The sequence below is a fragment of the Kribbella sp. NPDC051936 genome (assembly GCF_040680955.1).
Taxonomy (GTDB): Bacteria; Actinomycetota; Actinomycetes; order Propionibacteriales; family Kribbellaceae; genus Kribbella.
On sequence record NZ_JBFAXS010000010.1, the window covers coordinates 134026 to 156680 of the forward strand.

Annotated in this window: 22 protein-coding genes; 14 read left to right on the forward strand and 8 right to left on the reverse strand. The window is 68.1% G+C overall.

Annotated elements, in window-relative coordinates:
• Nucleotides 1-3: 3 nt before the first annotated feature.
• The 3 genes from AB0L64_RS33420 to AB0L64_RS33430 all read right to left on the reverse strand — a co-directional run bounded on the left by AB0L64_RS33420 (nt 4) and on the right by AB0L64_RS33430 (nt 2836).
• A complete protein-coding gene (locus AB0L64_RS33420; RefSeq protein WP_363716719.1) occupies nt 4-507 on the reverse strand; it encodes a GNAT family N-acetyltransferase in 504 nt (167 codons plus the stop codon).
• The gene (locus AB0L64_RS33425) at nt 508-1476 is read right to left on the reverse strand and encodes a zinc-binding dehydrogenase (protein ID WP_363716721.1); all 969 of its coding nucleotides are present in this window, start codon (nt 1474-1476) and stop codon (nt 508-510) included. It lies immediately after the preceding gene.
• A gap of 157 nt (nt 1477-1633) precedes the next feature.
• The gene (locus tag AB0L64_RS33430; RefSeq protein ID WP_363716723.1) at nt 1634-2836 is read right to left on the reverse strand and encodes an NADP-dependent malic enzyme; all 1203 of its coding nucleotides are present in this window, start codon (nt 2834-2836) and stop codon (nt 1634-1636) included.
• 203 nt (nt 2837-3039) lie between these two features.
• Here AB0L64_RS33430 and AB0L64_RS33435 point away from each other — a divergent pair, with 203 nt between their 5' ends.
• The 8 genes from AB0L64_RS33435 (at nt 3040) to AB0L64_RS33470 (ending at nt 9585) form a co-directional block, all read left to right on the forward strand.
• Entirely contained in the window at nt 3040-3882 is an 843-nt protein-coding gene (locus tag AB0L64_RS33435; RefSeq protein ID WP_363716725.1) for a transporter substrate-binding domain-containing protein, read from the forward strand.
• Entirely contained in the window at nt 3879-4700 is an 822-nt protein-coding gene (locus AB0L64_RS33440; RefSeq protein WP_359925240.1) for an amino acid ABC transporter permease, read from the forward strand. The genes AB0L64_RS33435 and AB0L64_RS33440 overlap by 4 nt, the downstream gene beginning before the upstream one ends.
• Nucleotides 4701-5456 (forward strand): amino acid ABC transporter ATP-binding protein, encoded by a 756-nt coding sequence (locus AB0L64_RS33445; RefSeq protein WP_363716728.1) that lies wholly within the window; start codon nt 4701-4703, stop codon nt 5454-5456. It begins immediately after the preceding gene.
• Between the two features lie 199 nt (nt 5457-5655).
• Nucleotides 5656-6561 (forward strand): ABC transporter substrate-binding protein, encoded by a 906-nt coding sequence (locus AB0L64_RS33450; protein WP_363716730.1) that lies wholly within the window; start codon nt 5656-5658, stop codon nt 6559-6561.
• 10 nt (nt 6562-6571) lie between these two features.
• Entirely contained in the window at nt 6572-7534 is a 963-nt protein-coding gene (locus AB0L64_RS33455; protein ID WP_363716732.1) for an amino acid ABC transporter permease, read from the forward strand.
• A complete protein-coding gene (locus tag AB0L64_RS33460; RefSeq protein WP_363716734.1) occupies nt 7534-8310 on the forward strand; it encodes an amino acid ABC transporter ATP-binding protein in 777 nt (258 codons plus the stop codon). Before AB0L64_RS33455 ends, AB0L64_RS33460 begins: the two co-directional genes overlap by 1 nt.
• Nucleotides 8311-8407: 97 nt before the next feature.
• A complete protein-coding gene (locus AB0L64_RS33465) occupies nt 8408-8800 on the forward strand; it encodes an anti-sigma regulatory factor (RefSeq protein WP_363716736.1) in 393 nt (130 codons plus the stop codon).
• A complete protein-coding gene (locus AB0L64_RS33470) occupies nt 8797-9585 on the forward strand; it encodes an RNA polymerase sigma factor SigF (RefSeq protein WP_363716738.1) in 789 nt (262 codons plus the stop codon). The genes AB0L64_RS33465 and AB0L64_RS33470 overlap by 4 nt, the downstream gene beginning before the upstream one ends.
• Here the strand turns inward: AB0L64_RS33470 and AB0L64_RS33475 are convergent, their stop codons facing one another.
• On the reverse strand, nt 9586-9921 hold the full coding sequence (locus AB0L64_RS33475) for a hypothetical protein (protein ID WP_363716741.1): 336 nt from the start codon (nt 9919-9921) through the stop codon (nt 9586-9588).
• Between the two features lie 464 nt (nt 9922-10385).
• Between AB0L64_RS33475 and AB0L64_RS33480 the strand changes: the two genes are divergently transcribed.
• A complete protein-coding gene (locus AB0L64_RS33480; protein WP_130383822.1) occupies nt 10386-10637 on the forward strand; it encodes a WhiB family transcriptional regulator in 252 nt (83 codons plus the stop codon).
• A gap of 60 nt (nt 10638-10697) precedes the next feature.
• On the opposite strand, the gene AB0L64_RS33485 is transcribed toward AB0L64_RS33480, so the two are convergent.
• Nucleotides 10698-12176, reverse strand: a complete 1479-nt coding sequence (locus AB0L64_RS33485; RefSeq protein WP_363716743.1) for a histidine kinase N-terminal domain-containing protein — start codon at nt 12174-12176, stop codon at nt 10698-10700.
• Nucleotides 12177-12280: 104 nt separating this feature from the next.
• Between AB0L64_RS33485 and AB0L64_RS33490 the strand changes: the two genes are divergently transcribed.
• Entirely contained in the window at nt 12281-13186 is a 906-nt protein-coding gene (locus AB0L64_RS33490; RefSeq protein ID WP_359925260.1) for a DUF2785 domain-containing protein, read from the forward strand.
• Here the strand turns inward: AB0L64_RS33490 and AB0L64_RS33495 are convergent.
• A complete protein-coding gene (locus AB0L64_RS33495; RefSeq protein WP_363716746.1) occupies nt 13183-14151 on the reverse strand; it encodes an endonuclease/exonuclease/phosphatase family protein in 969 nt (322 codons plus the stop codon). The genes AB0L64_RS33490 and AB0L64_RS33495 overlap by 4 nt on opposite strands.
• Before the next feature lie 82 nt (nt 14152-14233).
• On the opposite strand from AB0L64_RS33495, the gene AB0L64_RS33500 reads away from it, so the two are divergent.
• The 3 genes from AB0L64_RS33500 (at nt 14234) to AB0L64_RS33510 (ending at nt 16963) form a co-directional block, all read left to right on the forward strand.
• On the forward strand, nt 14234-14521 hold the full coding sequence (locus AB0L64_RS33500) for a DUF3311 domain-containing protein (protein ID WP_363716748.1): 288 nt from the start codon (nt 14234-14236) through the stop codon (nt 14519-14521).
• Entirely contained in the window at nt 14518-16173 is a 1656-nt protein-coding gene (gene mctP, locus AB0L64_RS33505; protein ID WP_363716750.1) for a monocarboxylate uptake permease MctP, read from the forward strand. Before AB0L64_RS33500 ends, mctP begins: the two co-directional genes overlap by 4 nt.
• Nucleotides 16174-16297: 124 nt before the next feature.
• On the forward strand, nt 16298-16963 hold the full coding sequence (locus tag AB0L64_RS33510; RefSeq protein WP_363716752.1) for a DUF5317 domain-containing protein: 666 nt from the start codon (nt 16298-16300) through the stop codon (nt 16961-16963).
• Here the strand turns inward: AB0L64_RS33510 and AB0L64_RS33515 are convergent.
• Nucleotides 16925-18205, reverse strand: coding sequence for an HD domain-containing phosphohydrolase (locus AB0L64_RS33515; protein ID WP_363716754.1), 1281 nt, complete (start codon nt 18203-18205; stop codon nt 16925-16927). The two genes, AB0L64_RS33510 and AB0L64_RS33515, sit on opposite strands and share 39 nt — an antisense overlap.
• Nucleotides 18202-19548 carry an HD-GYP domain-containing protein gene (locus AB0L64_RS33520; protein WP_363716756.1) on the reverse strand — a complete coding sequence of 449 codons (1347 nt, stop codon included), beginning with the start codon at nt 19546-19548 and terminating at the stop codon, nt 18202-18204. The genes AB0L64_RS33515 and AB0L64_RS33520 overlap by 4 nt, the downstream gene beginning before the upstream one ends.
• Before the next feature lie 631 nt (nt 19549-20179).
• Between AB0L64_RS33520 and AB0L64_RS33525 the strand changes: the two genes are divergently transcribed.
• Complete coding sequence (locus AB0L64_RS33525; RefSeq protein ID WP_363716758.1) at nt 20180-22651, forward strand: helix-turn-helix domain-containing protein; 2472 nt, start codon at nt 20180-20182, stop codon at nt 22649-22651.
• Nucleotides 22652-22655 lie beyond the last annotated feature (4 nt).

Here is a 22655-nt window from a genome sequence, read left to right on the forward strand (position 1 = left end):
GCACTAACGGCGTACCAGCCGGATCTCGTGAAGGTCGAAGTAGGGGTCGTGTTTGCCGGTGCCGTCCGGCTCGAAGCCGTGGCGCTGGTAGAACGTGCGGGCCTGCTGGTTGCCCTCGAAGACCCAGAGGAACGCCGGCTGCTTGCCCACGGCAACGTCGAGCAGCCGGCCGCCGAGGCCGGTCCGCCAGTACGCCCGGCGGGTGTAGATCGCCTCCAGCTCGAACGGCACCGGCGCGTCGTCGTCGCGCCCCGGACCGGTACCGATGAAACCGACCACGCGCTCCTCGACCGGCGCGGCAGGATCCGGGTTGAGGGCGATCCAGCGATCGGCGCCGTCAGCCAGTCTCGTCGACCAGCGCTCGATCCGGCGTTCGATGTCCGAGGTGCGCTCGAGCAGCAGATCGGCCGGCACGAGACCGGCGTACGCCTCCCGCCAGCACAACAGATGGCACCACGCGCCGGCCTCGGCGTCGTCGACCGTGGCCGGCCTGATCTCGGGTTGCACTCAGACAGTAAAGACGATCTTGCCGAACACGTCGCCCGCGTTCATCTTCTCGAAGCCGGTGCGCGCCTCGGCGAGCGGCAGGACCGAGTCGATGTGCGGGGCGATCCCGGCGTTCGCCATGAACTGCACCAGCTCGGCCAGCTCGGTCCGGGTCCCCATCGTCGAGCCCTGCACCCGCAGTTGCAGGAAGAAGATCCGGTTCAGCTCGGCCGACTTCGGCGCCTGACCGCTCGTCGCGCCCGAGATCACCAGCGTGCCGCCCTGCTTCAGCGACTTCAGCGAGTGCGACCAGGTGGCCTGCCCGACCGTCTCCATCACGGCGTCGACCCGCTCCGGCAGCCGCGCCCCGGACTCGAACGCGTCGTGCGCGCCGATCTCCAGCGCCTTCGCCCGCTTGGCCTCGTCCCGGCTGGTCGCCCAGACCCGGATCCCCGCGGCTCGCGCCAGCGTGATCAGCGCGGTCGCGACACCACCGCCGGCGCCCTGCACGAGCGCCGTGTCGCCGGGCTTCAGACCCGACTGCGTGAACAGCATCCGGTACGCCGTCAGCCACGCCGTCGGCAGGCACGCGGCCTGCTCGAAACTCATCCCGGCCGGCTTGGGTACGACGTTGCGCGCAGGTACGGCGACCTTCTGCGCGAGGGTTCCCTGGTACCGCTCACTCAGCAGCGACCGCTTCGGGTCGAGCGTCTCGTCGCCCTTCCACGCCGGGTCCGAGACCACCGCGTGGACGACAACCTCGTTCCCGTCCGGGTCCACCCCCGCCGCGTCACATCCCAGGATCATCGGCAGACTCTGCTCAGCCAGCCCGACCCCCTTCAGCGACCACAGGTCGTGATGGTTGAGCGCGGTCGCCCGTACGTCGATCGTCACCCACCCCTCAGGCACGGTCGGCTCAGGCCGCTCCCCCACCTCCAAGGCGGCAACGGGATTCTCGGCATCGAACTTGGCGGCATAAGCAGCAAGCATGCGAACCACCTTAGGCGCTGGTCCCCCCACCGTCAGTGTCCGACCTCACCACCCCGCCCCCACCGCATTTGCCTGGCTGGCCAGGGAGCTTGGGGGTTTGTCACCCATAACCAGGGTGACAAACCCCCAACGGCGCTGGTGGACCAGGGAAATTGGGTCAGGCCGGGCGGGCTACGCCGTCGGTGTGGGCGGCGGAGGCGACTGCTGCGGCTACGGCGGGGGCTACTCGGGGGTCGAAGGGGGACGGGATGATGTAGTCGGGGCGTACGTCTTCCGGGGAGATCAGGGCCGCCAGGGCGTCGGCGGCGGCGAGTTTCATGCCTTCGGTGATGCGGGACGCGTTGGCGTCGAAGGCGCCGCGGAAGATGCCGGGGAAGGCCAGGACGTTGTTGATCTGGTTGGGGAAGTCGGAGCGGCCGGTGGCGACGACGGCGGCGTGCCGGTGGGCGATGTCGGGGTGGACCTCGGGGTTCGGGTTCGCCAGGGCGAAGATCATCGCGTCGTCGGCCATTTGAGCGACGGCCTCCTCGGGGACCGTGCCGCCGGACACGCCGAGGAAGAGGTCCGCGCCGACGAGCGCGTCGACCAGCCGGCCGGACAGGCCGCCGGTGTTGGTGTCCCGGGCGAGCGACAGCTTCACCGGGTTCAGGTCGGCACGGTCCTCGTGCAGGACACCCTTGCTGTCCACGACCGCGAGATCGCCGACGCCCGCCTGCAGCAGGATCCGCGCACACGCGACCCCGGCCGCACCCGCACCCGAGATCACCACCCGGATGTCCGAGATCGACTTCCCCGTGACCCGCAAGGCGTTGCGCAGCGCCGCGAGGACGACGACCGCCGTACCGTGCTGGTCGTCGTGGAAGACCGGGATGTCGAGCCGCTCCTTCAGCCGGCGCTCGATCTCGAAGCAGCGCGGCGCGGAGATGTCCTCGAGGTTGATCCCGCCGAACGTCGGCGCCATCCGCGCGACCGTCTCGACGAACTCGTCCACGTCGGTGCAGTCCAGCGCGATCGGCACCGAGTCGACGCCGCCGAACTCCTTGAACAGCAGGGCCTTGCCCTCCATCACCGGCAGCGACGCGGCCGGGCCGATGTCGCCGAGGCCGAGGACGGCGGTGCCGTCGGTGACGACCGCGACGACGTTGGACTTCCAGGTGTACCGCCGGACCAGCGACGGGTCTTCGGCGATCGCGGTGCAGACCCGGGCGACGCCGGGGGTGTACGCCTTCGAGAGGTCGTCGGCGTCGCGGACGTGGACCGAGGACGTGACTTCGATCTTTCCGCCGCGATGCAGTTCGAAGACCGCGTCCGCGGCGAACTGGTCGTGGGGAACGGACGGCTCAACAGGTTGGGCGACCATGCGGGGACCCTTCAAGGAATCTCGAGCGGAACTTGTGATGGTGGGCGTTCGATGAGGGTGCGTCGAACGGCGCCGTTGCCAGGGGGTCACCCGTCGGCAACGAGTAAACCACACGCCTCACTGGTCTGCTGTGAGAGGCCCCACATCCTCCCGACGTGTGCCAGGATGCGGGGATTCACAACCCCTGTCGAGGAGATTTCGCGATGAACATCGTCCCCACTCTCCGCAAGCGCCGGGCGCAGGCCGTCGCCTCGGTCGCCGTGCTCGCGCTCACACTGGCCGCCTGTGGCGGCGGCTCGGACGGCGGCGGAGGTTCCGAGGACAAGGCCAAGGCGGCCGGCATCACGCTGGTCAAGCCCGGCAAGCTGACCGTCTGCACGCACCTGCCGTACAAGCCCTTCCAGTACAAGGACGGCACCAAGGTCGTCGGCTTCGACGTGGACCTGCTCGACCTGGTCGCCAAGGACTTGGGCCTGGAGCAGGACGTCGTCAACATCGAGTGGGCCCAGGTCACCTCGGGCGCCGCGTTCCAGGCGAAGAAGTGCGACATGGGCATGGGCGCGATGACGATCACCAAGGAGCGCCAGGCCGCGATCAGCATCACCGAGCCGTACATGGACGCCACCCAGGTGCTGATGACCAAGAAGGACTCCGGCATCAAGTCGCTGGCGGACCTGCGGGGCAAGAAGCTCGGGGCACAGGCCGACACCACCGGGAAGAAGTACGCCGACGACAACGCGGCGGCCAACGGGTACACGGTGATCCCGTTCAACGACCTCGCGCTGCAGGAGAACAACGTGAAGTCCGGCCGGGTCGACGCCGCGATCAACGACAACGGCGTGCTGTACGACTTCGTCAAGGAGAACCCGGACATGGCGGTCGTCGCCGAGTTCAACACCGGCGAGCAGTACGGGTTCGGCGCGCTCAAGGACGGCAGCGGCCCGAAGCTGGTGACCAAGTTCAACGAACTGCTGACCAAGGCCAAGTCGGACGGCAAGTACAACGAGATCTACAAGAAGTGGTTCGGGGTTGAGCCGACGAAGTGAGCACATCGACGCAAGACGTTGAGCGGAAGGGGCTGAGCCCGCGGCAGCGGGCCCAGCGCTCCCGCTGGATCCAGTACGCCGTGCTCGTCGTCCTGGTCCTGGTCGCCGCGTTCAGCGCGAACTGGGGCCAGATCGTCAGCGTGTTCTTCAAGCCCGAGTTCATCAAGTCGACGTTCCAGGACGGCGTCCTCCAGGCGCTGGTGAAGACGCTCGAGTACACTGCCGGCGCGTTCGTGATCGGGCTCGCGGGCGGCACGCTGCTGGCGCTGATGAAGCTCAGTCAGGTCGGCCCGTACCGATGGATCGCGACGGCGTACATCGAGTTCTTCCGCGGGCTGCCGGCGATCGTGGTGTTCATCGCGTTCAGCCTGCTGCCACTGGCGTTCCCGGGGATGACGATCCCCTGGGACCCGTACGGCGTGGTGTGGCTGGCGCTCGGCATCGTGGCCTCGGCGTACATGGCCGAGGTGATCCGGGCCGGCATCCAGGCGGTCCCCAAGGGACAGGTCGAGGCGGCCCGGTCGCTCGGCATGCCGGCCGGGCTGGCGATGCGCAAGATCGTGCTGCCGCAGGCATTCCGGATCGTGCTCCCGCCGCTGACCAACGACCTGATCCTGCTGGTCAAGGACTCCTCGCTGGTGTTCATGATCGGCGTCGCCGCGGACGGGTACGAGCTGACCGGCTTCGGGCGCGACCTGGCCAACACGTACTCGAACCTGACGCCGATCGTGGTCTGCGGGTTCTGCTACCTGCTCATCACCCTGCCGCTGGGCATCCTGGCCCGCCGGCTCGAGGCACGGACGGCGAGGACGCGCTAAATGGCACTGGTAGAGATCAAGAACCTCCACAAGTCCTTCGGCAGCAACCACGTCCTGCGCGGGATCGACTTCACCGTCGAGCAGGGCGAGGTGGTGTGCGTGATCGGCCCGTCCGGGTCCGGCAAGTCCACGCTGCTGCGCTGCGTGAACCTGCTGGAGACCCCGCAGGAAGGGCAGGTGATCGTCCGCGGCGAGGACATCACCGATCCGGACTGTCACCTGGACGCGGCCCGGCAGCAGATCGGCATGGTGTTCCAGCAGTTCAACCTGTTCCCGCACCTGTCCGCGCTGGACAACTGCACCGTTGCCCAGCGCACCGTTCTGAAGCGGTCCGCGGAGGAGGCCGGCAAGGTCGCCCGCGCGAACCTGGAGCGGGTCGGGCTGAGCGAGAAGATCGACGCGTACCCGGCGCAGCTGTCCGGCGGCCAGCAGCAGCGGGTCGCGATCGCCCGCGCGCTGTCGATGGACCCGGCGCTGATGCTGTTCGACGAGCCGACGTCGGCGCTCGACCCCGAGCTCGTCGGCGACGTGCTCACGGTGATGCGCAAACTCGCGCTCGACGGGATGACGATGCTCGTCGTCACCCACGAGATGGCGTTCGCGCGCGAGGTGGCGGACCGGGTCGTGTTCATGGACGGCGGCGTGATCGTCGAGCAGGGCCCGCCCGCCGACGTGATCGGCGACCCCAAGGAGGAGCGGACCCGCACGTTCCTGCGCCGGGTGCTCGACCCGACGCACGTCGAGCCGACCCAGTAGCCGCCGTACCGCTGCAGTACAACCGCCGTACGTCGTGACGCTGTGTGTCCGGGTGGTCGACGGACCGCAGCGGAACGACGGTGCCCAAGCTACGAATAGGTCTCTGTTCGGGGTTCCTCCGTGCGCTGTCCGCAGGTCGCTGTGTCAAGATGCGGACACATGGCACCGGGCCGACCGGTGCCCGGTTTTGGAGGACTAGATGTCTGTCCTGCGGAGGGCGCTGGTGCTGTCCGGCGTCCTGGTTCTCGCGGCCGCCGGGTGCGGCTCGAACTCTCTCGGAGGTGGCTCGTCCACCTCTCCCACGACGAGCGCCCCCTCCAGCGCCCCGTCGAGCGGTGGACCGGACCTCAGCGGCTCGTTGCCGGCCAAGATCAAGTCGGCCGGCAAGATCGTCGTCGGCGTCGACGCCAGCTACCCGCCGAACGAGTTCCTGCAGGGCGGCAAGACCGTGGTCGGGATGGACGTCGACCTGTTCAACGCCGTCGCGCAGAAGTTCGGCGTCACGGTCGAGTGGCAGCCCGCCGGGTTCGACACCATCATCACCGGTGTCCAGGGCGGCAAGTACGACGTCGGCGTCTCGTCGTTCACGATCAACGACAAGCGCAAGCAGCAGGTCAACATGGTCAGCTACTTCAACGCCGGCACCCTGTGGGCGACCGCGAAGGGCAACCCGAAGGGCATCAAGGCCGACGACGCGTGCGGCAAGACCGTCGCGGTGCAGAAGGGTACGACGCAGCTCGAGGACGACATGCCGAAGCGGCAGGCCGCGTGCAAGGCGGCCGGCAAGCCCGAGATCAAGCTGGTCGTCCGCGAGAAGCAGGACCAGGCGACCGCGGACCTGGTGGCCGGCAAGGCGGACGCGATGCTCGCCGACTCCCCGGTCGTGCTGTACGCGATCAAGCAGACCAACGGCCAGCTCGAGCAGCTCGGCGACATCTACGACGCCGCGCCGTACGGCTATGTGGTCCCGAAGAGCGAGACCGCGTTCGCGCAGGCCATCACCGAGGCGCTGAAGTCGCTCGACAGCGAGGGCACGTACAAGAGCACGCTGCAGAAGTGGAACAACGACTCGGGCGCGATCACCGACTTCGCCGTCAACCCGTGAGCTGACCGTCATGAGTACCGAAACTGAAGCCCGGCCGCAGGATGCTCCCGAGCGGCCGGGCGCGATCGACGCGGTACCGGTCCGGCATCCGGGCCGCTGGGTCGCGATCGCGGTGATCGCGGTGCTGGTCGCGATGCTGGTGCACCTGCTGGTCACCAACAAGGCGTTCGACTGGAGTTTCGTCTTCGAGGCGATGAACCAGCAGCCGGTGATCAACGGGTTCCTCAAGGGCACCCTGCTGGTCACCGCGCTGTCGATGATCGTCGGGGTCGGCGGCGGTGTGGTGCTGGCCGTGATGCGGCTGAGCGACAACCCGATCCTGTCCGGCGTGGCCTGGGTGTTCACCTGGTTCTTCCGGAGCATCCCGCGGTACATCCTGCTGTTCACGATGGGCACGCTGGGGATCTTGTTCCCGCAGGGCATCCAGTTCGGGATCCCGTTCGACTGGAAGATCATCGACTGGCTCGGGATGTCCGGCGACTGGCGGTTCTTCAGCCTGGACGCCAACCAGGTGTTCACCGGGATCGTTGCCGGTGTCATCGGTCTCGGGTTGTCCGAGGCGGCCTACATGGCCGAGATCGCCCGGGCCGGCATCCTCAGCGTCGACAGGGGCCAGGCCGAGGCCGCGGAGGCGCTCGGGATGAGCAACGGCAAGGTGATGCGCCGGGTGGTGCTGCCGCAGGCGATGCGGGTGATCGTGCCGCCGACGGGCAACGAGACCATCGCGATGCTGAAGGACACCTCGCTGCTGCTCGCGGTCCCGGTGATCGGCGAGCTGTTCTACCAGCTGCAGTCGATCGGCAGCACGTTCTACAAGACATTCCCGATCGCGGTCGCCGCGACGCTGTTCTACCTGGCCGCGACCAGCGTGCTGATGGTCGGGCAGTATTTCCTCGAGCGGCACTTCGGTCGCGGATTCGGGACCGGCAAGGCACCGCGAGCCGCGCGGCCGGCCGGGGCAGGAGGCGCCTGATGCCACTGGTGCACGCGGTCAACGTGACCAAGTCCTTCCACCACAACGAGGTCCTGAAAGGCATCGATCTGGATGTCGATCGCGGGCAGGTGGTGTGTCTGCTCGGCCCGTCCGGCTCCGGCAAGACGACCTTCCTGCGCTGCATCAACCAGCTCGAGACGATCGACGGCGGCCGGATCTGGGTCGACGACGAGCTGATGGGGTACACCGACCGCGACGGGAAGCTGTACCGCCTGAAGAACAAGGAGATCGCGGCCCAGCGGCGGGAGATCGGGATGGTCTTCCAGCGGTTCAACCTGTTCCCGCACAAGACCGCGCTGCAGAACATCGTCGAGGCGCCCACGCAGGTCAAGGGCGAATCGAAGAAGACGGCCCGCGAGCGGGCGATGAAACTGCTCGACCGGGTCGGTCTCGCGGACCGGTGCGACGCCTACCCGTCCCAGCTGTCGGGCGGCCAGCAGCAGCGGGTCGCGATCGCCCGGGCGCTGGCGATGCAGCCGAAGCTGATGCTGTTCGACGAGCCGACGTCGGCGCTCGACCCCGAGCTGGTCGGTGAGGTGCTCGCGGTGATGCGGGAGCTCGCCCTGGACGGGATGACGATGATCGTGGTGACCCACGAGATGTCGTTCGCCCGCGACGTCGCCGACACGGTCGTGTTCATGGACGGCGGCGTCGTGGTCGAGGCCGGCCCGCCCAAGGACGTGATCGGGAACCCGCAGCACTCCCGCACGCAGGCCTTCCTGTCCCGGCTGCGGTCGGAGCACGACCACCCGTAGCAGAATTTTCTCGCCCCGGTCGGCCCCGCCCGCCGTGCATCGAACGCGTTGAGGTTGGATGATGTACGGCGTGGGAGGTCGATCCGAGGGAGACGATGTGAGCAGCACGGGACGAGCCGCCGAGGTCCGCCTGAGTATCCCGGCGGACGGCGCCTACATCGCGGTGCCCCGGTCGGTGGTCGGCAACCTCGCGGCCCGCAACGACTTCACGCTGGACGCGATCGACGACCTGCGGATCGCCGTCGACGAGGCCTGCTCGCTGCTGCTGCCGCAGTCGGCCGACGGGGTGCTGGAGTGCGTGTTCGAGATCGCGCCGCCGCAGCTGACGGTGCGGACCAGCGCCGTCGTACCGAACGGCTGGCACCCGGACACCACCTCGTTCGGCTGGACCGTGCTGACCGCCCTGGTGGAGTCGGCCGCCGCCGAGACCGTCGAGGGCCGGCTGACCATCACCGTGACGGCCACCGCGACCGCGACGGAGACCGCGTGACAGACGAGCACCTGGGCGAGTCCCAGGACTCCCCTGATCTGCGTACCCGGACCGCCGCACTGTTCCAGCAGATGGCGTCCGGCCGTCGCGATCCGGCGTCCGCAGCAGCCCGCGAGGGTCTGGTCGCGCTGCACATGCCGCTGGTGGAGCACCTGGCGCGCCGGTTCCGCAACCGCGGCGAGCCGTACGACGACCTCGTCCAGGTGGCCACGATCGGCCTGATCAAGGCGATCGACCGGTTCGACTCCGACCGCGGCGTCGAGTTCTCGACGTACGCGACGCCGACGATCCTGGGCGAGATCAAGCGCTACTTCCGGGACAAGGGCTGGGCGATCCGGGTGCCGCGGCGGCTGCAGGAGCTGCGGCTGTCGCTGACCGCGGCGACCGCCGAGCTGACGCAGGAGCTCGGCCGGGCCCCGACGGTGGCGGAGTTGTCGGAGCGCCTGGGGCTGTCGCCGGATCTGGTGATCGAGGGCCTGGAGTCCGCGAACGCTTACAACACGCTGTCCCTGGACGCTCCCGATCAGAACGAGACCGACGCGACGACGGTCCTGGACGGCCTCGGCGGCGAGGACGAGGCGCTGGAGAGCGTGGAGTACCGGGAGTCGCTGAAGCCGCTGCTGGCACAGTTGGACACCCGGGAGAAGCGGATCCTCACGCTGCGGTTCTTCCGCGGGATGACGCAGTCGCAGATCGCCGAGGAGATCGGGATCTCGCAGATGCACGTCTCCCGGCTGCTCGCCCGGACCCTCACCGAACTCCGCACCGGCCTGCTGAGGGAATAGTCAGAGGACCGGGTGGTCGTTGGACCCGCCACCGGTCAGGGCGTCGGTGGAGACCTTCTGGAAAACGCAGACCAGGACCGTGAGGGCCAGGACGGCGAGCGCGCCGGCGATCGCCTTGGCGCCGCCGTTCCAGACGCTGTACGCGATCAGGAGCTGGATCAGCTGCGTGAACACCGTCGGCCCGCGGCTCCACCGTGCCGCCCGCCAGAGACCGCGCACGGCGACCAGAACGAGCGCCACGCCGTACACCAGGAAGAAGCCGGCAGTGGTCAGTCCGAGCACCAGCCGGGAGCTGTGAATCGTCAAGGCTTCGGCAATTCCGAGAACGATGAGCACGAGCCCTTCCACAGCGACCACTGCCGCGGCTAATTTGAGCGGTCTCGGGACTGCGGCAGCTGGGGAGTCGGTCGGCACTTCGCCAGCTTAGTGCCCGGTGTCCGGGTGGGTCCGTGAACCTCGGCCCTACAGGGATTTGAGGTTGTGCGTAACCAAAAGAAGGTTGCAGCGGTTACTTGCAGTGAACGGGTGCTTGCGGAAGGGCCGCTCCGTCCGATTACCGGATGGAGAGAACCGCCGTGTGCCAGTTCGAAGTGTTAAGGAAGCGTTGTGATCGGATCGACAACTCCATAACCCTTGTTTCGATCCCCCAAGATTGGGAACATGGTCTCGTTCGTGAAAGCGTTCACAACAAGACGCGGCACCGACCCCCGTGCGTCACGAACCGACGAGTACAGCACCGCTGATTGGGCACAGACCTACCCGTCAGCCTACGTCAACTACTGAGAGAGATGGGATCCGCCATGGATTGGCGCCACCGGGCCGTATGCCTCGACGAGGACCCGGAACTGTTCTTCCCCATCGGCAACACCGGGCCCGCGATCATGCAGATCGAGGAGGCCAAGCAGGTGTGCCGACGCTGCGACGTGCGTGAGCAGTGCCTCGCATGGGCGCTGGAAGCCGGCCAGGACCACGGTGTCTGGGGCGGCCTGAGCGAGGACGAGCGCCGCGCGCTGAAGCGCCGCAACGCCCGTCAACGCATCCGGACCGCCTGAGCAAAGTCCTCCTTCGAGGCCCCGCGGAAAGTACCGCGGGGCCTTTGTGTTTCCCGGCCGTCAGTCCTTCACCGGGATGTCCAGGGTGACCTGGGTGCCGGGACGGCCGTCGTGGCGGTTGCCGAACTCCAGGGTGCCGTCGAGTTCACCGAGAACCAGCGTGCGGACGATGGACAGGCCCAGATTGCCGGACAGTTCGGAGTCGAAGTTCGTCGGCAGGCCCTTGCCGTCGTCGATCACGTCGATGTGCAGCCGGCCGACCGAGCGCTCGGCGGTGAGCTCGATCGTCCCGCTCGTCTCGGCTCCGTCGCGGGCGCCGAAGGCGTGCTCGACCGAGTTCTGCATCAGTTCGGTCAGCACCATCGCCAGCGGGGTCGCGATCTCCGAGTCGAGGACGCCGAACGATCCGCTGCGCCGGGTCTCCACGGCGGTCGCGACCGTCGACACGTCCGCGACCATCGCGCCGACCCGGTCGGCGACGTCGTCGAAGTCCACGTGCTCGTCGAACGACTCCGACAGCGTCTCGTGCACGATCGCGATCGACCCGACCCGCCGGACCGCCTCGGCGAGCGCGGCCTGCCCTTCCGGGACGGTGATCCTCCGGGCCTGCATCCGGAGTAACGCCGCGACCGTCTGCAAGTTGTTCTTGACGCGATGATGAATCTCCCGGATGGTCGCCTCCTTGGTGACCAGCTCCCGCTCCCGGCTCCGCAGCTCCGTGACGTCGCGGAGCAGGATCAGCGCCCCGACGTGCTGTCCGTCGGCCCGCAGCGGGATCGCGCGCAGGAACAGCGTGGCGTCGGAGTTCTCGATCTCGATCTCCTTGGCCGCGCGCCCGGTGACCACCGACGCGAGCACGTCGTCGACCTTGTGCCCGGACTGCAGCAGCTCGGCGGTCACGTCCTTGAGCCGCGAGCCGACCAGGTCGGTGACGAGTCCCATCCGGCGGTACGCGGACAACGCATTGGGGCTCGCGAACGTCACCATCGCGTGCCGATCGACCCGGATGCAGCCGTCACCGACGCGTGGCGTGGTGGACAGCAGCCGTTCCCCGCCGTACGGGAAGATGCCGTCGGTGATCATCCGGGCCAGGTCCGTCGCGCTCTGCAGGTACGCGATCTCCAGCCGGGACGGCGTCCGGACACCGAGCAGGTTGGTGTTCCGCGCGATCACCGCGATCACCCGGGAGCCGCGGCGGACCGGGATCGTCTCGACCCGGACCGGTACGTCGTCGCGCCATTCCGGATCGCCCTCGCGGCAGATCCGGCCGCCGTCGTACGCCTGGTCCAGCAGGTGCCGGCGGCCGCGCGGGATGAAGCTGCCGACGATGTCGTCGAGGTACGCCGTGGGGCCGGTCGTCGGCCGCATTTGCGCCCCGGCCCAGAACCCCAGCCCTTCGGTGTCGGGCAACCAGAGCACCAGGTCGGCGAACGACAGGTCGGCCAGCATCTGCCAGTCCGAGACGAGCAGCTGCAGGCGGTCCAGGTCGGCCTGGTCGAGCGTGGTGTGGTTGCGCGCCACATCGGTCAAAGACGGCACGTTCCGATGCTACCGAGGGCTTGTACCAGCTCCCGGGGTGGTCCGCTCGACAAGTGGGCGTGTGCGGGTGTTGATTGATCAGCTACAGATGAAAGGATGCTCGGGTGGAGTCGACGTACTGGCAGGACGTGATGGCCGCGGACTACGCGGTACCGCACGACCGTACGCTGACCGAACTCACCGAGGAGCTCGTCCGCGGGCTGGCCAGCACCAACCCGCAGGTCCGGGACGCGCTCGCCTACCCGACGCTCGCCACCTGGCTCGAGCGCGGGGTGTACGACGACCTGCTGCCGGGCTTCGGTGACGGCCTCTGCGCCGGACTGAACTACGGCCTGGGTGAGGACGGCACCGACACGGTCTTCCGGCGCTCGTTCACCGCGCTGACGCTGGCGGAGGTGATCCACCGCGACAACGCCGAGTTCCTGGTGCACGACGAGGTGGTGATGCGCTGGGGCGACCGGCTGGCGACCTGGCTGCTGCGCGAGCGCGACCTGCGCGGGTACGTCGAGGACTGCGGCTGGGCGCACGCCGTCGCGCACGGCGCCGACGCGATCGGCGCGCTGGCCAGGTCCCGGCACTGCGACACCGGCGTCCTGCGGGCGCTGCTCGACGTCCTCGCGGACCGGATCGTCAAGGACACGCCGTACCGCTGGGTGCACGAGGAGCACGACCGGGTCGCGCATGCGGTGATGACGGTCCTGCACCGGAACATGCTGACCAGCGACGAGCTCGAGCGCTGGCTGAAGCCGATCGCGGCGACCGCGGCCCAGCAGCCGTTGATGCACGAGACGCTGCCCGAGTGGCCGACGCCGAACGTGTTCAACGCCCGCGGCGTCCTGCACGTCCTGCTCAGCCAACTCGCGATCGGGGTGAAGGGCTTCCCGATCCCGGGCGACGACGAGCTGTTCGGCCGCCCGATCGAGGCCAGGGCGGATCTGCTGCTGATGCTGACCGAGGCGGTGCAGGCCTCCCAGCCGTACATCTACCGCCCGGCTACGAATCCGTCCTAGCCCGCTACCGTGGCCGTCGCGACCACCGCCCGGTGGTCGGTCCCCTGGATCGGGTACGTCGAGAACTGGCCGGGCTGGAACTGTCGCGACACCACGACGTGGTCGATCTGCGTCCGCAGCAGCGCGGGCTGGTCGGCCGGCCAGGTGCCGCGCAAACCGCCGCCGACGGTCGGCCCGACGCTGCGGCAGTAGCCGCCCAGCGCCTGCCGGAAGTCCGCGTGGTCGAGGGTCGCGTTGAAGTCGCCCGCGACGACCGTCGGCGGGTCCTGCGCGCACCACCGGCGGACGGTCTGCAGATCCTTCTTCCAGGTCGTCACCGCGTCCGGCAACGGCGGGTACCCGTGGTAGGCGATCAGCCGGATCGGGCCGAGGTCGCCGCCGGTGACGACGACGTTGCCGAAAGTGGTGGCGCCCTCCGACCCGAACGTGACGGCGCCGAGTGACGACGCCACCAGCACGCTCGTCGCGCTCTCGACCGCGCTGCTCGGCTGGGCCGTGAACCCCTTGTACTGCTGGTCCTGCAGCTGCGCCCGGATCTCCTCCCGGACATCGACCTGCGCCTCCGGCAACGACACCAGGTCCGGCTTGTGGTCCCGGATCAGCTGCGCCACGTCCGCCGCGCGGGCCCCGCCGCCGAGCACGTTGGCGACCATGATCGTCAGCACCCGGGCCCCGGCCGGCGCCGGACGCGCGTCCGACAGGCGGCGCGGCGCGGTCAGCCCGGCACCGACCAGCGCCAGGACGGCGACCAGGGCGGCGGCGATCCGCCACCCCCGCCGTACGAGCATCAGCAGCGACAGCACCAGCACGACGACGAGGCCTTGCGGACGGAACGCGGCGAGCTGGGCGAACGGCGTCACCTCGTCGAGCCCGAACAGCTCCGGATACAGCGGCACGGCAACGACGACGAGGAACAGTACGGACAGCACGACGCGCCGTACGAACCATGCCTTTTCGTTATCCATGCACCAACCTGATGGTCTAGTGGCCGGTCCGGCCGAACGGTAGCGTGCTCGGTTGCGCCTGTCGTGTCCCGAGGAGGTTGCAGTGTCCCGATTGTCCGCGGTCAGACCCGCGTACTGGATCTCCGGCGTACTTCTGGCGGCAGCGGTCGTCCTACCGCTGCTCGTACCGACGTACGCCAAGCCCGACCCGCACCTGTGGGGTTTCCCCTTCTTCTACTGGTACCAGCTGATGTGGGTGTTCCTGTCCGCGATCCTGGTCAGCATCAGCTACCGGCTGATCCGCACCGAGGAGCGCAAGCGGCGGGCGGCCCAGGGGCTTGGTGACCCTGAGACCGCGGACGGCGCCGGCGCGAAGGAGGGGGACCAGTGAACACCGATGTCAACTGGGTGCAGCTGATCATCGTCATCCTGATCTTCGGCGCCGTCACGGTGATGGGCTTCATGGCGTCCCGGTGGCGCAGCGCCGGCCACCTCGACAATCTCGACGAGTGGGGGCTGGGCGGGCGCGGCTTCGGCACGTTCATCACCTGGTTCCTGCTCGGTGGCGACCTCTACACGGCGTACACGTTCATCGCCGTGCCCGCCGCCATGTACGCGACCGGCGCGATCAGCGGCTTCTTCGCGGTGCCGTACACGATCGTGGCTTACCCGATCGTGTTCGTCTTCATGGCCCGGCTGTGGTCGGTCTCGCACCGGCACGGGTTCGTCACCCCGGCCGACTTCGTCGGCGGCCGCTACGGCAGCAAGGCGCTGTCGCTGGCCGTGGCCGTCACGGGCATCCTGGCCACAATGCCGTACATCGCGCTGCAGCTGGTCGGTATGCAGGCGGTGTTCGAGACGATGGGCCTCGGCGGCAACAACACGCTCGCCAAGGACCTGCCGCTGCTGATCGCCTTCGCGGTGCTGGCGGCGTACACGTACTCCTCCGGTCTGCGGGCGCCGGCGATGATCGCGTTCGTCAAGGACATCCTGATCTATCTGGTGATCCTGGTCGCGATCTTCTACCTGCCGCACGTGCTCGGCGGCTGGGACTCGATCTTCGGTGCGGCGCAGGAGAAGCTGGCCAAGCCGAACCCGACGACCGGCAAGCCGACCGGGGTGTTCATCCCGGGTGATGCGGGCTACGTGTCCTACTGGACGCTGGCGCTCGGCTCCGCGATGGCGCTGTTCATGTACCCGCACTCGGTGACGGCGGTGCTGTCGACCAAGACCCGCAACGTCGTACGGCGTAACGCCACGCTGCTCCCGGCGTACTCGCTGCTGCTGGGCCTGCTCGCCCTGCTCGGCTTCATGGCGATCAAGGCGAACGTGAACATCAAGGGCCTGGACGGCCTGGCGAACCCGCAGCTGGCGATCCCGCGGCTGTTCGACCAGGAGTTCCCGGCCTGGTTCGCGGGGATCGCGTTCGCGGCGATCGCGGTCGGCGCGTTGGTGCCGGCGGCAATCATGTCGATCGCGGCGGCCAACCTGTTCACCCGCAACATCTACCGCGACTTCATCAAGCCGTCGGCGACCCCCGCGCAGGAGGCGAAGGTCTCCAAGCTGGCGTCGCTGCTGGTGAAGGTCGGCGCGCTGGTGTTCGTGCTCGGGATGGACAAGACGGTCGCGCTGAACCTGCAGCTGCTCGGCGGTATCTGGATCCTGCAGACGTTCCCCGCGATCGTGGTCGGTCTGTACACCCGCTGGTTCCACCGATACGCGCTGCTGGCCGGTTGGGCGGTCGCGATGCTGTACGGCACGATCACGGCGTACAACGTGGTGAACCCGGCGACGAAGAAGCACTTCGGCGGTTCGCTGGCGAACATCCCGGGCACCACCACCCCGGCGTACATCGCGCTGATCGCGTTCGTGCTGAACGTGGTCGTCGTGGTCGTGCTGACGGTCATCTTCCGGGCCGTGAAGGTGCCGGACGGCAAGGACAGCACACACTCGAGCGACTTCACCGCGGACCGCGGCGACCCGGGGGTGCACGACCTGCCGGACATCATCGACGAGGGCGGAGCGGCCACCGCGAAGTCCTGAGTCCCTCTGAAATCTGCTGAGGGCGGCCCGGGTTTCCGGGCCGCCCTCACCGTTTGCAGTTAAGTCGACACGCTGCGGGGTCAGCTTGCCCGGTTTCGGGCCGCTGATTCGGCAGAATCGCACCGTGCTGCTGGTCCTCCTCGTCATGGTGCTCGCTGCCGGGGCGGCGCTCGCGACCGGCGGACGGTTCGGCCGGCTGGCCGCGAACACGTTGACCGGTGTGCACTGGCTGGCCGCGGCGGCGATCGGCCAGCTGCTCGGATCCCTGTTCGGCGGGACGGCGTACCCGGTCGGACTGCTCGGGTCCGCGGTCTGTATCGCGGTCTTCCTGCGGATGAACCTGCGGCATCCGGGCGTCGGCCTGCTGGCGCTGGGATTCTTCGGCAACGCGGTCGTCGTCGCGCTGAACGGCGCGATGCCGGTGTCGCTGGCCGCGTTGGCGCGCGCCGGCGTCGGCGACGCGGTGCTGACCGATCCGCGGCACGAGGTGTCCGACGCCGCGACCCGGCTGCCCTGGCTCGGCGACGTCGTACCTGTCGCGCTTCCCGGTCTGGGTCAGGCGGTCAGCCCTGGCGACGTCCTGATCGCGGCCGGCGCCGGCCTGCTGCTGTACGCCGGGATGGGCGCCTCGGGCCGGGTCCCCGCCACGACCGCGCCGGTCTGGGACGACCTGGAGCCGTGTGCCGGCACACCCGCGCTGCTGCGCCTGTCGCCTCGGGCGAGTCAGGAGCTCTCAGAACCGGCTGTGCTCTCAGAACCGGAAGCCACGCCCGACGATCCGGCGCAGTGACTCGACCACCACCGGGTCGTACTCCGCGCCGATGCCCAGCCCGATCGACTCCATCGCCTTGTCCGGCGACTGCCCCGAGCCCTCGCCGACGAGCTGTTCGTAGGCCAGGGCAACATTCACGATCCCGCTCTCGACCGGGATCCCCGGGTTGTTCGCCCGCCCGTGCCGGTACGGATCGTTGGAGTGCCGGACGATCTCCGCGACATGATCCAGCACGCCGGACCGCTCGATCACCGACGCCCCGATCTCCGCCGCCCGCTGCCGCTCCTCCCGCGTCCGCAGCAACGAAGCCCCACCCGGACTCGGATCCGCCAGCGCCAACTGCCCCACCCCCGACAGCAAGGCGGCGTACTCCAACGCTTCCATCCGCGCCGGCGTCAACCCGAGATCATTCCCGATCGCCACCGCCAACGCCGCCGTCCGCGCATTCTGCCCCGGACTGCTGAACCCGGCGATCTCCGTACTCCGAGCCATCGACCGCACCGTCGTCCGGTAGGTCCGCTGCGCGGAAGCAAACCGCCGAAAGGCAAACTGCGTCAACAAGAGCGGCACCACGACCAGCGGCACCGCCCACAGCCCGATCAACGACGTGCCGGCGGCGAGCAACATGCCGCTGATTCCCATCGCCAGCCCGATCCGCGTCATGACGATCAACTCGTCGCGCAGCGCCGCGGGAAACGGCCGGTTGAACTTCTCCGTGTCCTGGCCGGCACCGACCAGAGCATCCAGCACGCCGGCCGACAGCACGCTCAGCAGCATCGCTCCGGTCAGCGCGATCGCATGGGTCCAGGACCCGTTCCACGCCAGGTCGTCCGGAATGACCAGGGTGAAGGTGATCGCCGCACAGGCGACCGAGAGCACTCGCCGACTCGAGATCACCAGGTCCCACGGCAGCCCGGCCACGGCCCGCGGGAACAACCCGGCCAGTGTGGCGACGCCGGTGACGGCGACGATCTGAGCCACCTCCGGGGGAACGCCGAGCGCCGGGCCGCGCAACATGACGTAGCCGAGCGCGGCGCTGGTCGCAATCGGTGCGCGGTTGCGGATGCTGTCGACCCGGAACTGCACCATCTCACCGATGGCGATCAGCAGACCGAAGACGATTGCGAACGGCCACTCGCTCAGCCCGCGCCGCGCCGTGAGGAACAGCGCGACCAGACCGACCACGCACCCCGCGAAGACCAGCACCATCCCACTGCCCATGCGACGCTGGGCATCGAGTTCTCCCGGCTCGATGATCATGCCGGTCCGGCCGCGGAGCCGGTGGCGCCACCGCTGCTGCCCAGGCTCAGGTCGTCGTGGTCGATGGCCTGGACAGTGCCGTCCGGTGCCGGCTGGTCGGCTGCCGCTGCCTTCCAGCCCTGACTCCGGATCACCGCGACGAAGGCGTCGACCAGGTCCGGATCGAAATGCGTCGTCTTGTCCTGGACGAGGATCGCCAGCGTCTCGTCGATGCTGCGCGCCGGCCGGTACGACCGGGTCGACGTCAGGCAGTCGAACGCGTCGACGATCCCGATTATCCGTGCGAAGTACGGAATATTGGCACCGCTCAGTCCGGCCGGGTAGCCCGTGCCGTCGTACTTCTCGTGATGATGCAGGACCGCTGACTTGACCTCTTCGAGGAACGGGATGTTCCCGATCAGCTCGACACCGCGCGCCGGATGCAACCGGATCGCGTCCATCTCGGCGTCGTCGAGCTTGCCGGGCTTACGGATGATGCTCGTCGGGACGCCCACCTTCCCGACGTCGTGCAGCAGACCGGCATGCTCGAGCGCCTGCTGGCGGTCTTCCGGCAGCCGCAGATACCGGCCGAGCATGCCCACGCCGGTACTGACCCGCTCGGAGTGGCCGCGGGTGTAGAGATCCTTCGTCTCGATGACCTGGATGAAGGCACGCATGGCCGCAGCTTGCGCAGCACGCTCCGCCTGGTACTGCGACATCGCCCAGCGGACGACGATCAGCGGCCCGAGGACGAGCAAACAGGCCACGATGTTGAGGCCCCCGATCCAGGTCACGGCGAGAAGCACACCGAGGGCGCTGTAGCCGAGCATCGGCAAGAACGTGGGGAGAATCACCGATCGCAGGAAGTGCAGGACCGGGACCTGGCCCTCGAGCCAGAGGATCAGGCTCACCAGCAGTGCGTTGGTCACCTGGTGGCCGATCGTCCCGACAACGGCAGCCAGGACGGTCGCAGGGATGTGTTCCAGAACCTCGGATCCGACCGGACCGCCGACCGCCGCGTAGGCGAGGCCGCCGCCGGCCGCGGACAGCACTCGATGCGACGGATTGAAGATTCGCTTCACCAGCGGCGATGGCTGTCGCAGCTGAGCAGCATAAGCAAACACCGAAACAGCGACCGCGTACCACGGCCCGGCGATCACGTAGACCGCCACGAGCGTGACAGAGTCAAGCGTGGCAGGATGATTGGGAAGAATTCTGAACCGAAGCGCTCCGCCGATCAGCATCAGCAGGCACAGTGCAAGCGTCGGGAAGCCGAAGGAGATCTTCGTGAGGGCTGTCACCAGCACCGCCAAGGCGCAAACGGCGACTGCGGCGACCGTCGCCCGTAGCAGTGAAGGTCTCACTAGGCCACCTCAAGCCTTCCACTACGCCATAGCTCACCAGTCCCAGGTGTCGCCGGTCATCATACGTCACCTCCGATCAGCGGCTAGCGTCTTACGCCCCCGGGGGATCCGGGCAGCGTAGGGGGGCAGACAGCACTTCGCTGACTCTCTCAATTTTGCTCATCAGGCCTGCGCCGAAACACTGTAAGCCCAAACGTGACCCGCCGGACGAAGTGAGGATCCCGGCGTGATATGAGAGACTGTGACTCTTTGCAGTTGTTTCAAGGAGGCTTAGGAAATGGGAAAGACCGGCCGGAAGCGTCGCGCACGCAAGAAGAAGGGCGCGAACCACGGCAAGCGCCCGAACGCCTGACCCCAGGCGGCTACAGACAGCGAGGACCTCGGAGAAATCCGGGGTCTTTGCGATTTGGTCACAGCTCTACAGCAGACCACCTATAACAGAGGTTTGTATTCGGAGAGTTCCCGACCGCATACTGAATGCTATTTTTCAAACGATCGTTCGACATTCGAGCGCCCGCCGCCAAGGGCTGTGGACAACGGCCGACGGCCGTCGGCGGATCCCTCTAGAGTTGGCTCCGGAAGTTTCCGGTACTGACCGATATCGGGCCTGGATCCGAAGGAGGGTGGGGAGATGAGCGAGTCGGCGGCGCCGACGCTGAGCGAGCTCCTCCGTACTTTCCGTACCCGGACCGGCCTCACCCAGGCCGCCCTCGCCGAGAAGGCGGGCCTCAGCGAACAAGCCATCAGCGTCCTTGAGCGCGGCACCCGCACCCGCCCCCGCACGGACACCGTCCGCGCCCTGACCACGGCCCTCGCCCTCACACCCGCTGAAGCCGACCAGTTCCTCTCCGTTGCCCGCGGCAAGAGCAAGGAACGTCCACCGGCAACGAAAACGGATCCGTCGGCCGAGCTTCCGCAGACACCGTGGCAACTCCCCCCGAGCGCGCCCGACTTCACCGGCCGGAGCGCCCAAGTCGACGCCATCCTGTCGGCATTGCGCGATCCGATCGGGACCGGTGCCACAACAGTCGGACTCGTCGCAGTCACCGGTATGGGCGGGATCGGCAAAACGACGCTGGCCGTCCATGCCGCGCACAAACTGGCTGACAACTATCCGGACGGCCACCTCTACCTGAATCTCCGCGGCTACGGCCCTGGTTCGCCGATGACCGCTTCCGACGCGCAGCGTCACCTACTGCGCTCGCTCGGTTCCGACGCCCGCTCGGTCCCTGACAACGTGGACGAAGCGGCTGCACTGTTGCGCTCCCGGCTGGCCGGCCGGCGCGTGCTCCTCCTGCTCGACAACGCTGCTGATGTCGCCCAGATCCTGCCGCTGCTGCCCGGCAGCGCAGGCTCGGCGGCAATCGTCACCAGCCGGGGTTCGATGGTGCATCTGCCCGGGGCACGCCAGATCCTCCTCGATGCGTTGTCACACTCCGAATCGGTCGAGCTGCTGGCTGAAGTCATCGGTCAGGCCAGGGTTGCCGCTGAGCCGGAGGCAACCCAGTTCCTGGCCATCTGTTCGGGCCGCTTGCCGCTGGCGATTCGACTGATCGGCGGGCGGCTCGCGACCCGTCCCGGCTGGCCGATCCAGCACTTCGTCGATCTGTTGCAGGACGAGGAACGACGGCTGGACAGTCTCGGTTCGGACGAGACCGGCGTACGGGCCAGCATCGCCAGTTCCGTGCGCTTCCTCGAGGAGAGCGACCGCGACCTCGACCGCCAGGCCGCCACCGCCCTGCCGCTGTTGACGATTCCCGACGGATCCGACCTGCTGACCCCTGTGGCGGCTGCCCTGCTGGAGGTTCCGCTGCGGCGAGCGAGCGCGATCGTCGAGCGTCTCGTCGACCTGAATCTGCTCGAGTCCGTCAGTCCGTCCAGCTACCGATTCCATGATCTGATCCGCGCCTACGGCCGAGAGGTCGCCGAACAGACACTCACGGCCGCTGAGCGCGATGCTGCCCTGGTCCGCATTCTCCACTTCTACACGGAACTCGGCTGGGTTGCTCATCGCTTCACCCACCCGACCAGCCCGCGGCTGGCGCTGGCGACCGTTCCGACCAGCGCCCACGTTCCGTCGCTCCGCGACCGGGAGCAAGCCTTGCGCTGGATCGACGCCGAGCAACGGAACTTGATGGATCGCGTCCGCCAGGCCAGACATTCGCCCTTGGCGGATTCGGTGCTGCTGCCCGAGCTCGCGCTCGCCCTGTTCGGTTATCTCGAGTCACGCAGACGATGGCAGGAGATGCGCGAACTGCACACGGACGCGGTCAGACTCGCACAAGGACACGGGCGACCGGAGACAGCCGCCTGGCTTCAGCACGACAGCGCCATTCCGGACGCGGAGAACGGTGCGATCGATCGTGCGATCGACCCAATTCTCGCGGCGCTGGAGATGTTCCGCGCACTCGACGCGCCCTCCGGCCAGGCACGATGCTGCTCGTCTCTCGCCTACCTGCTCGGCACCGAGGGAAGGATCGAGGAGGCGCTGGAGTACGGCGAGGCGGCGCTCGCCTTGAGCCGCACCATCCAGGACCAGACGCTCGAGGGCGTTTCGCTGACCGCTGTGGGCGGACTCTACGATCGCCTCGGCGACTTCGAGCGTGCGGACCGAGCCTTTGCCGACGCGATCTCACTGGCCCAAGCGGCGAACGACACTCGGGCTGTCTTCAAGCGCTACCTCAACGCGGCCTTCACGCACCTGCAGGTCGAGCGCTACCAGGACGCGGTTCCGTTGGCCCTGAACAGTCTCGCGATCGTGCAGCGGACCGGCGACTCGACCTTCCAAGGCGAAAGTCGGCATCTGCTCGCGATTGCCTACGCGGCGATCGGAGATTACGCCGAAGGCGCCCGGCAAATCGAAGCCGGATTGCTCGTTGCGCGCGCATCGCAGGATGCCGAACGGGAAGGGCGGCTGTACCTCGAGCTGGCACGAATCAATGCCGCGCGCGGTGATCACGCCGCCGCCGACCAGCAGCTGAACACTGCCCTGACGTTGCTGCGTAATGCGCCCGAGGTCTACCGGAGCTACGCCCGCGAGCTGCTCGACAAGCTCCACCGCGGGGAAATCAACAAATACGAATTCGCCGCCTACTCGATCTGACCGG

What these genes read in the sequence shown, in the direction of transcription:
- AB0L64_RS33445 (WP_363716728.1), top strand. Translation starts at nt 4,701, where the DNA reads ATGGCACTGGTAGAGATCAAGAACCTCCACAAGTCCTTCGGCAGCAAC.
- AB0L64_RS33425 (WP_363716721.1), bottom strand. Translation starts at nt 1,476, where the DNA reads ATGCTTGCTGCTTATGCCGCCAAGTTCGATGCCGAGAATCCCGTTGCC.
- AB0L64_RS33430 (WP_363716723.1), bottom strand. Translation starts at nt 2,836, where the DNA reads ATGGTCGCCCAACCTGTTGAGCCGTCCGTTCCCCACGACCAGTTCGCC.
- AB0L64_RS33480 (WP_130383822.1), top strand. Translation starts at nt 10,386, where the DNA reads ATGGATTGGCGCCACCGGGCCGTATGCCTCGACGAGGACCCGGAACTG.
- AB0L64_RS33525 (WP_363716758.1), top strand. Translation starts at nt 20,180, where the DNA reads ATGAGCGAGTCGGCGGCGCCGACGCTGAGCGAGCTCCTCCGTACTTTC.
- AB0L64_RS33455 (WP_363716732.1), top strand. Translation starts at nt 6,572, where the DNA reads ATGAGTACCGAAACTGAAGCCCGGCCGCAGGATGCTCCCGAGCGGCCG.
- AB0L64_RS33495 (WP_363716746.1), bottom strand. Translation starts at nt 14,151, where the DNA reads ATGGATAACGAAAAGGCATGGTTCGTACGGCGCGTCGTGCTGTCCGTA.
- AB0L64_RS33515 (WP_363716754.1), bottom strand. Translation starts at nt 18,205, where the DNA reads ATGATCATCGAGCCGGGAGAACTCGATGCCCAGCGTCGCATGGGCAGT.
- AB0L64_RS33460 (WP_363716734.1), top strand. Translation starts at nt 7,534, where the DNA reads ATGCCACTGGTGCACGCGGTCAACGTGACCAAGTCCTTCCACCACAAC.
- AB0L64_RS33435 (WP_363716725.1), top strand. Translation starts at nt 3,040, where the DNA reads ATGAACATCGTCCCCACTCTCCGCAAGCGCCGGGCGCAGGCCGTCGCC.
- AB0L64_RS33450 (WP_363716730.1), top strand. Translation starts at nt 5,656, where the DNA reads ATGTCTGTCCTGCGGAGGGCGCTGGTGCTGTCCGGCGTCCTGGTTCTC.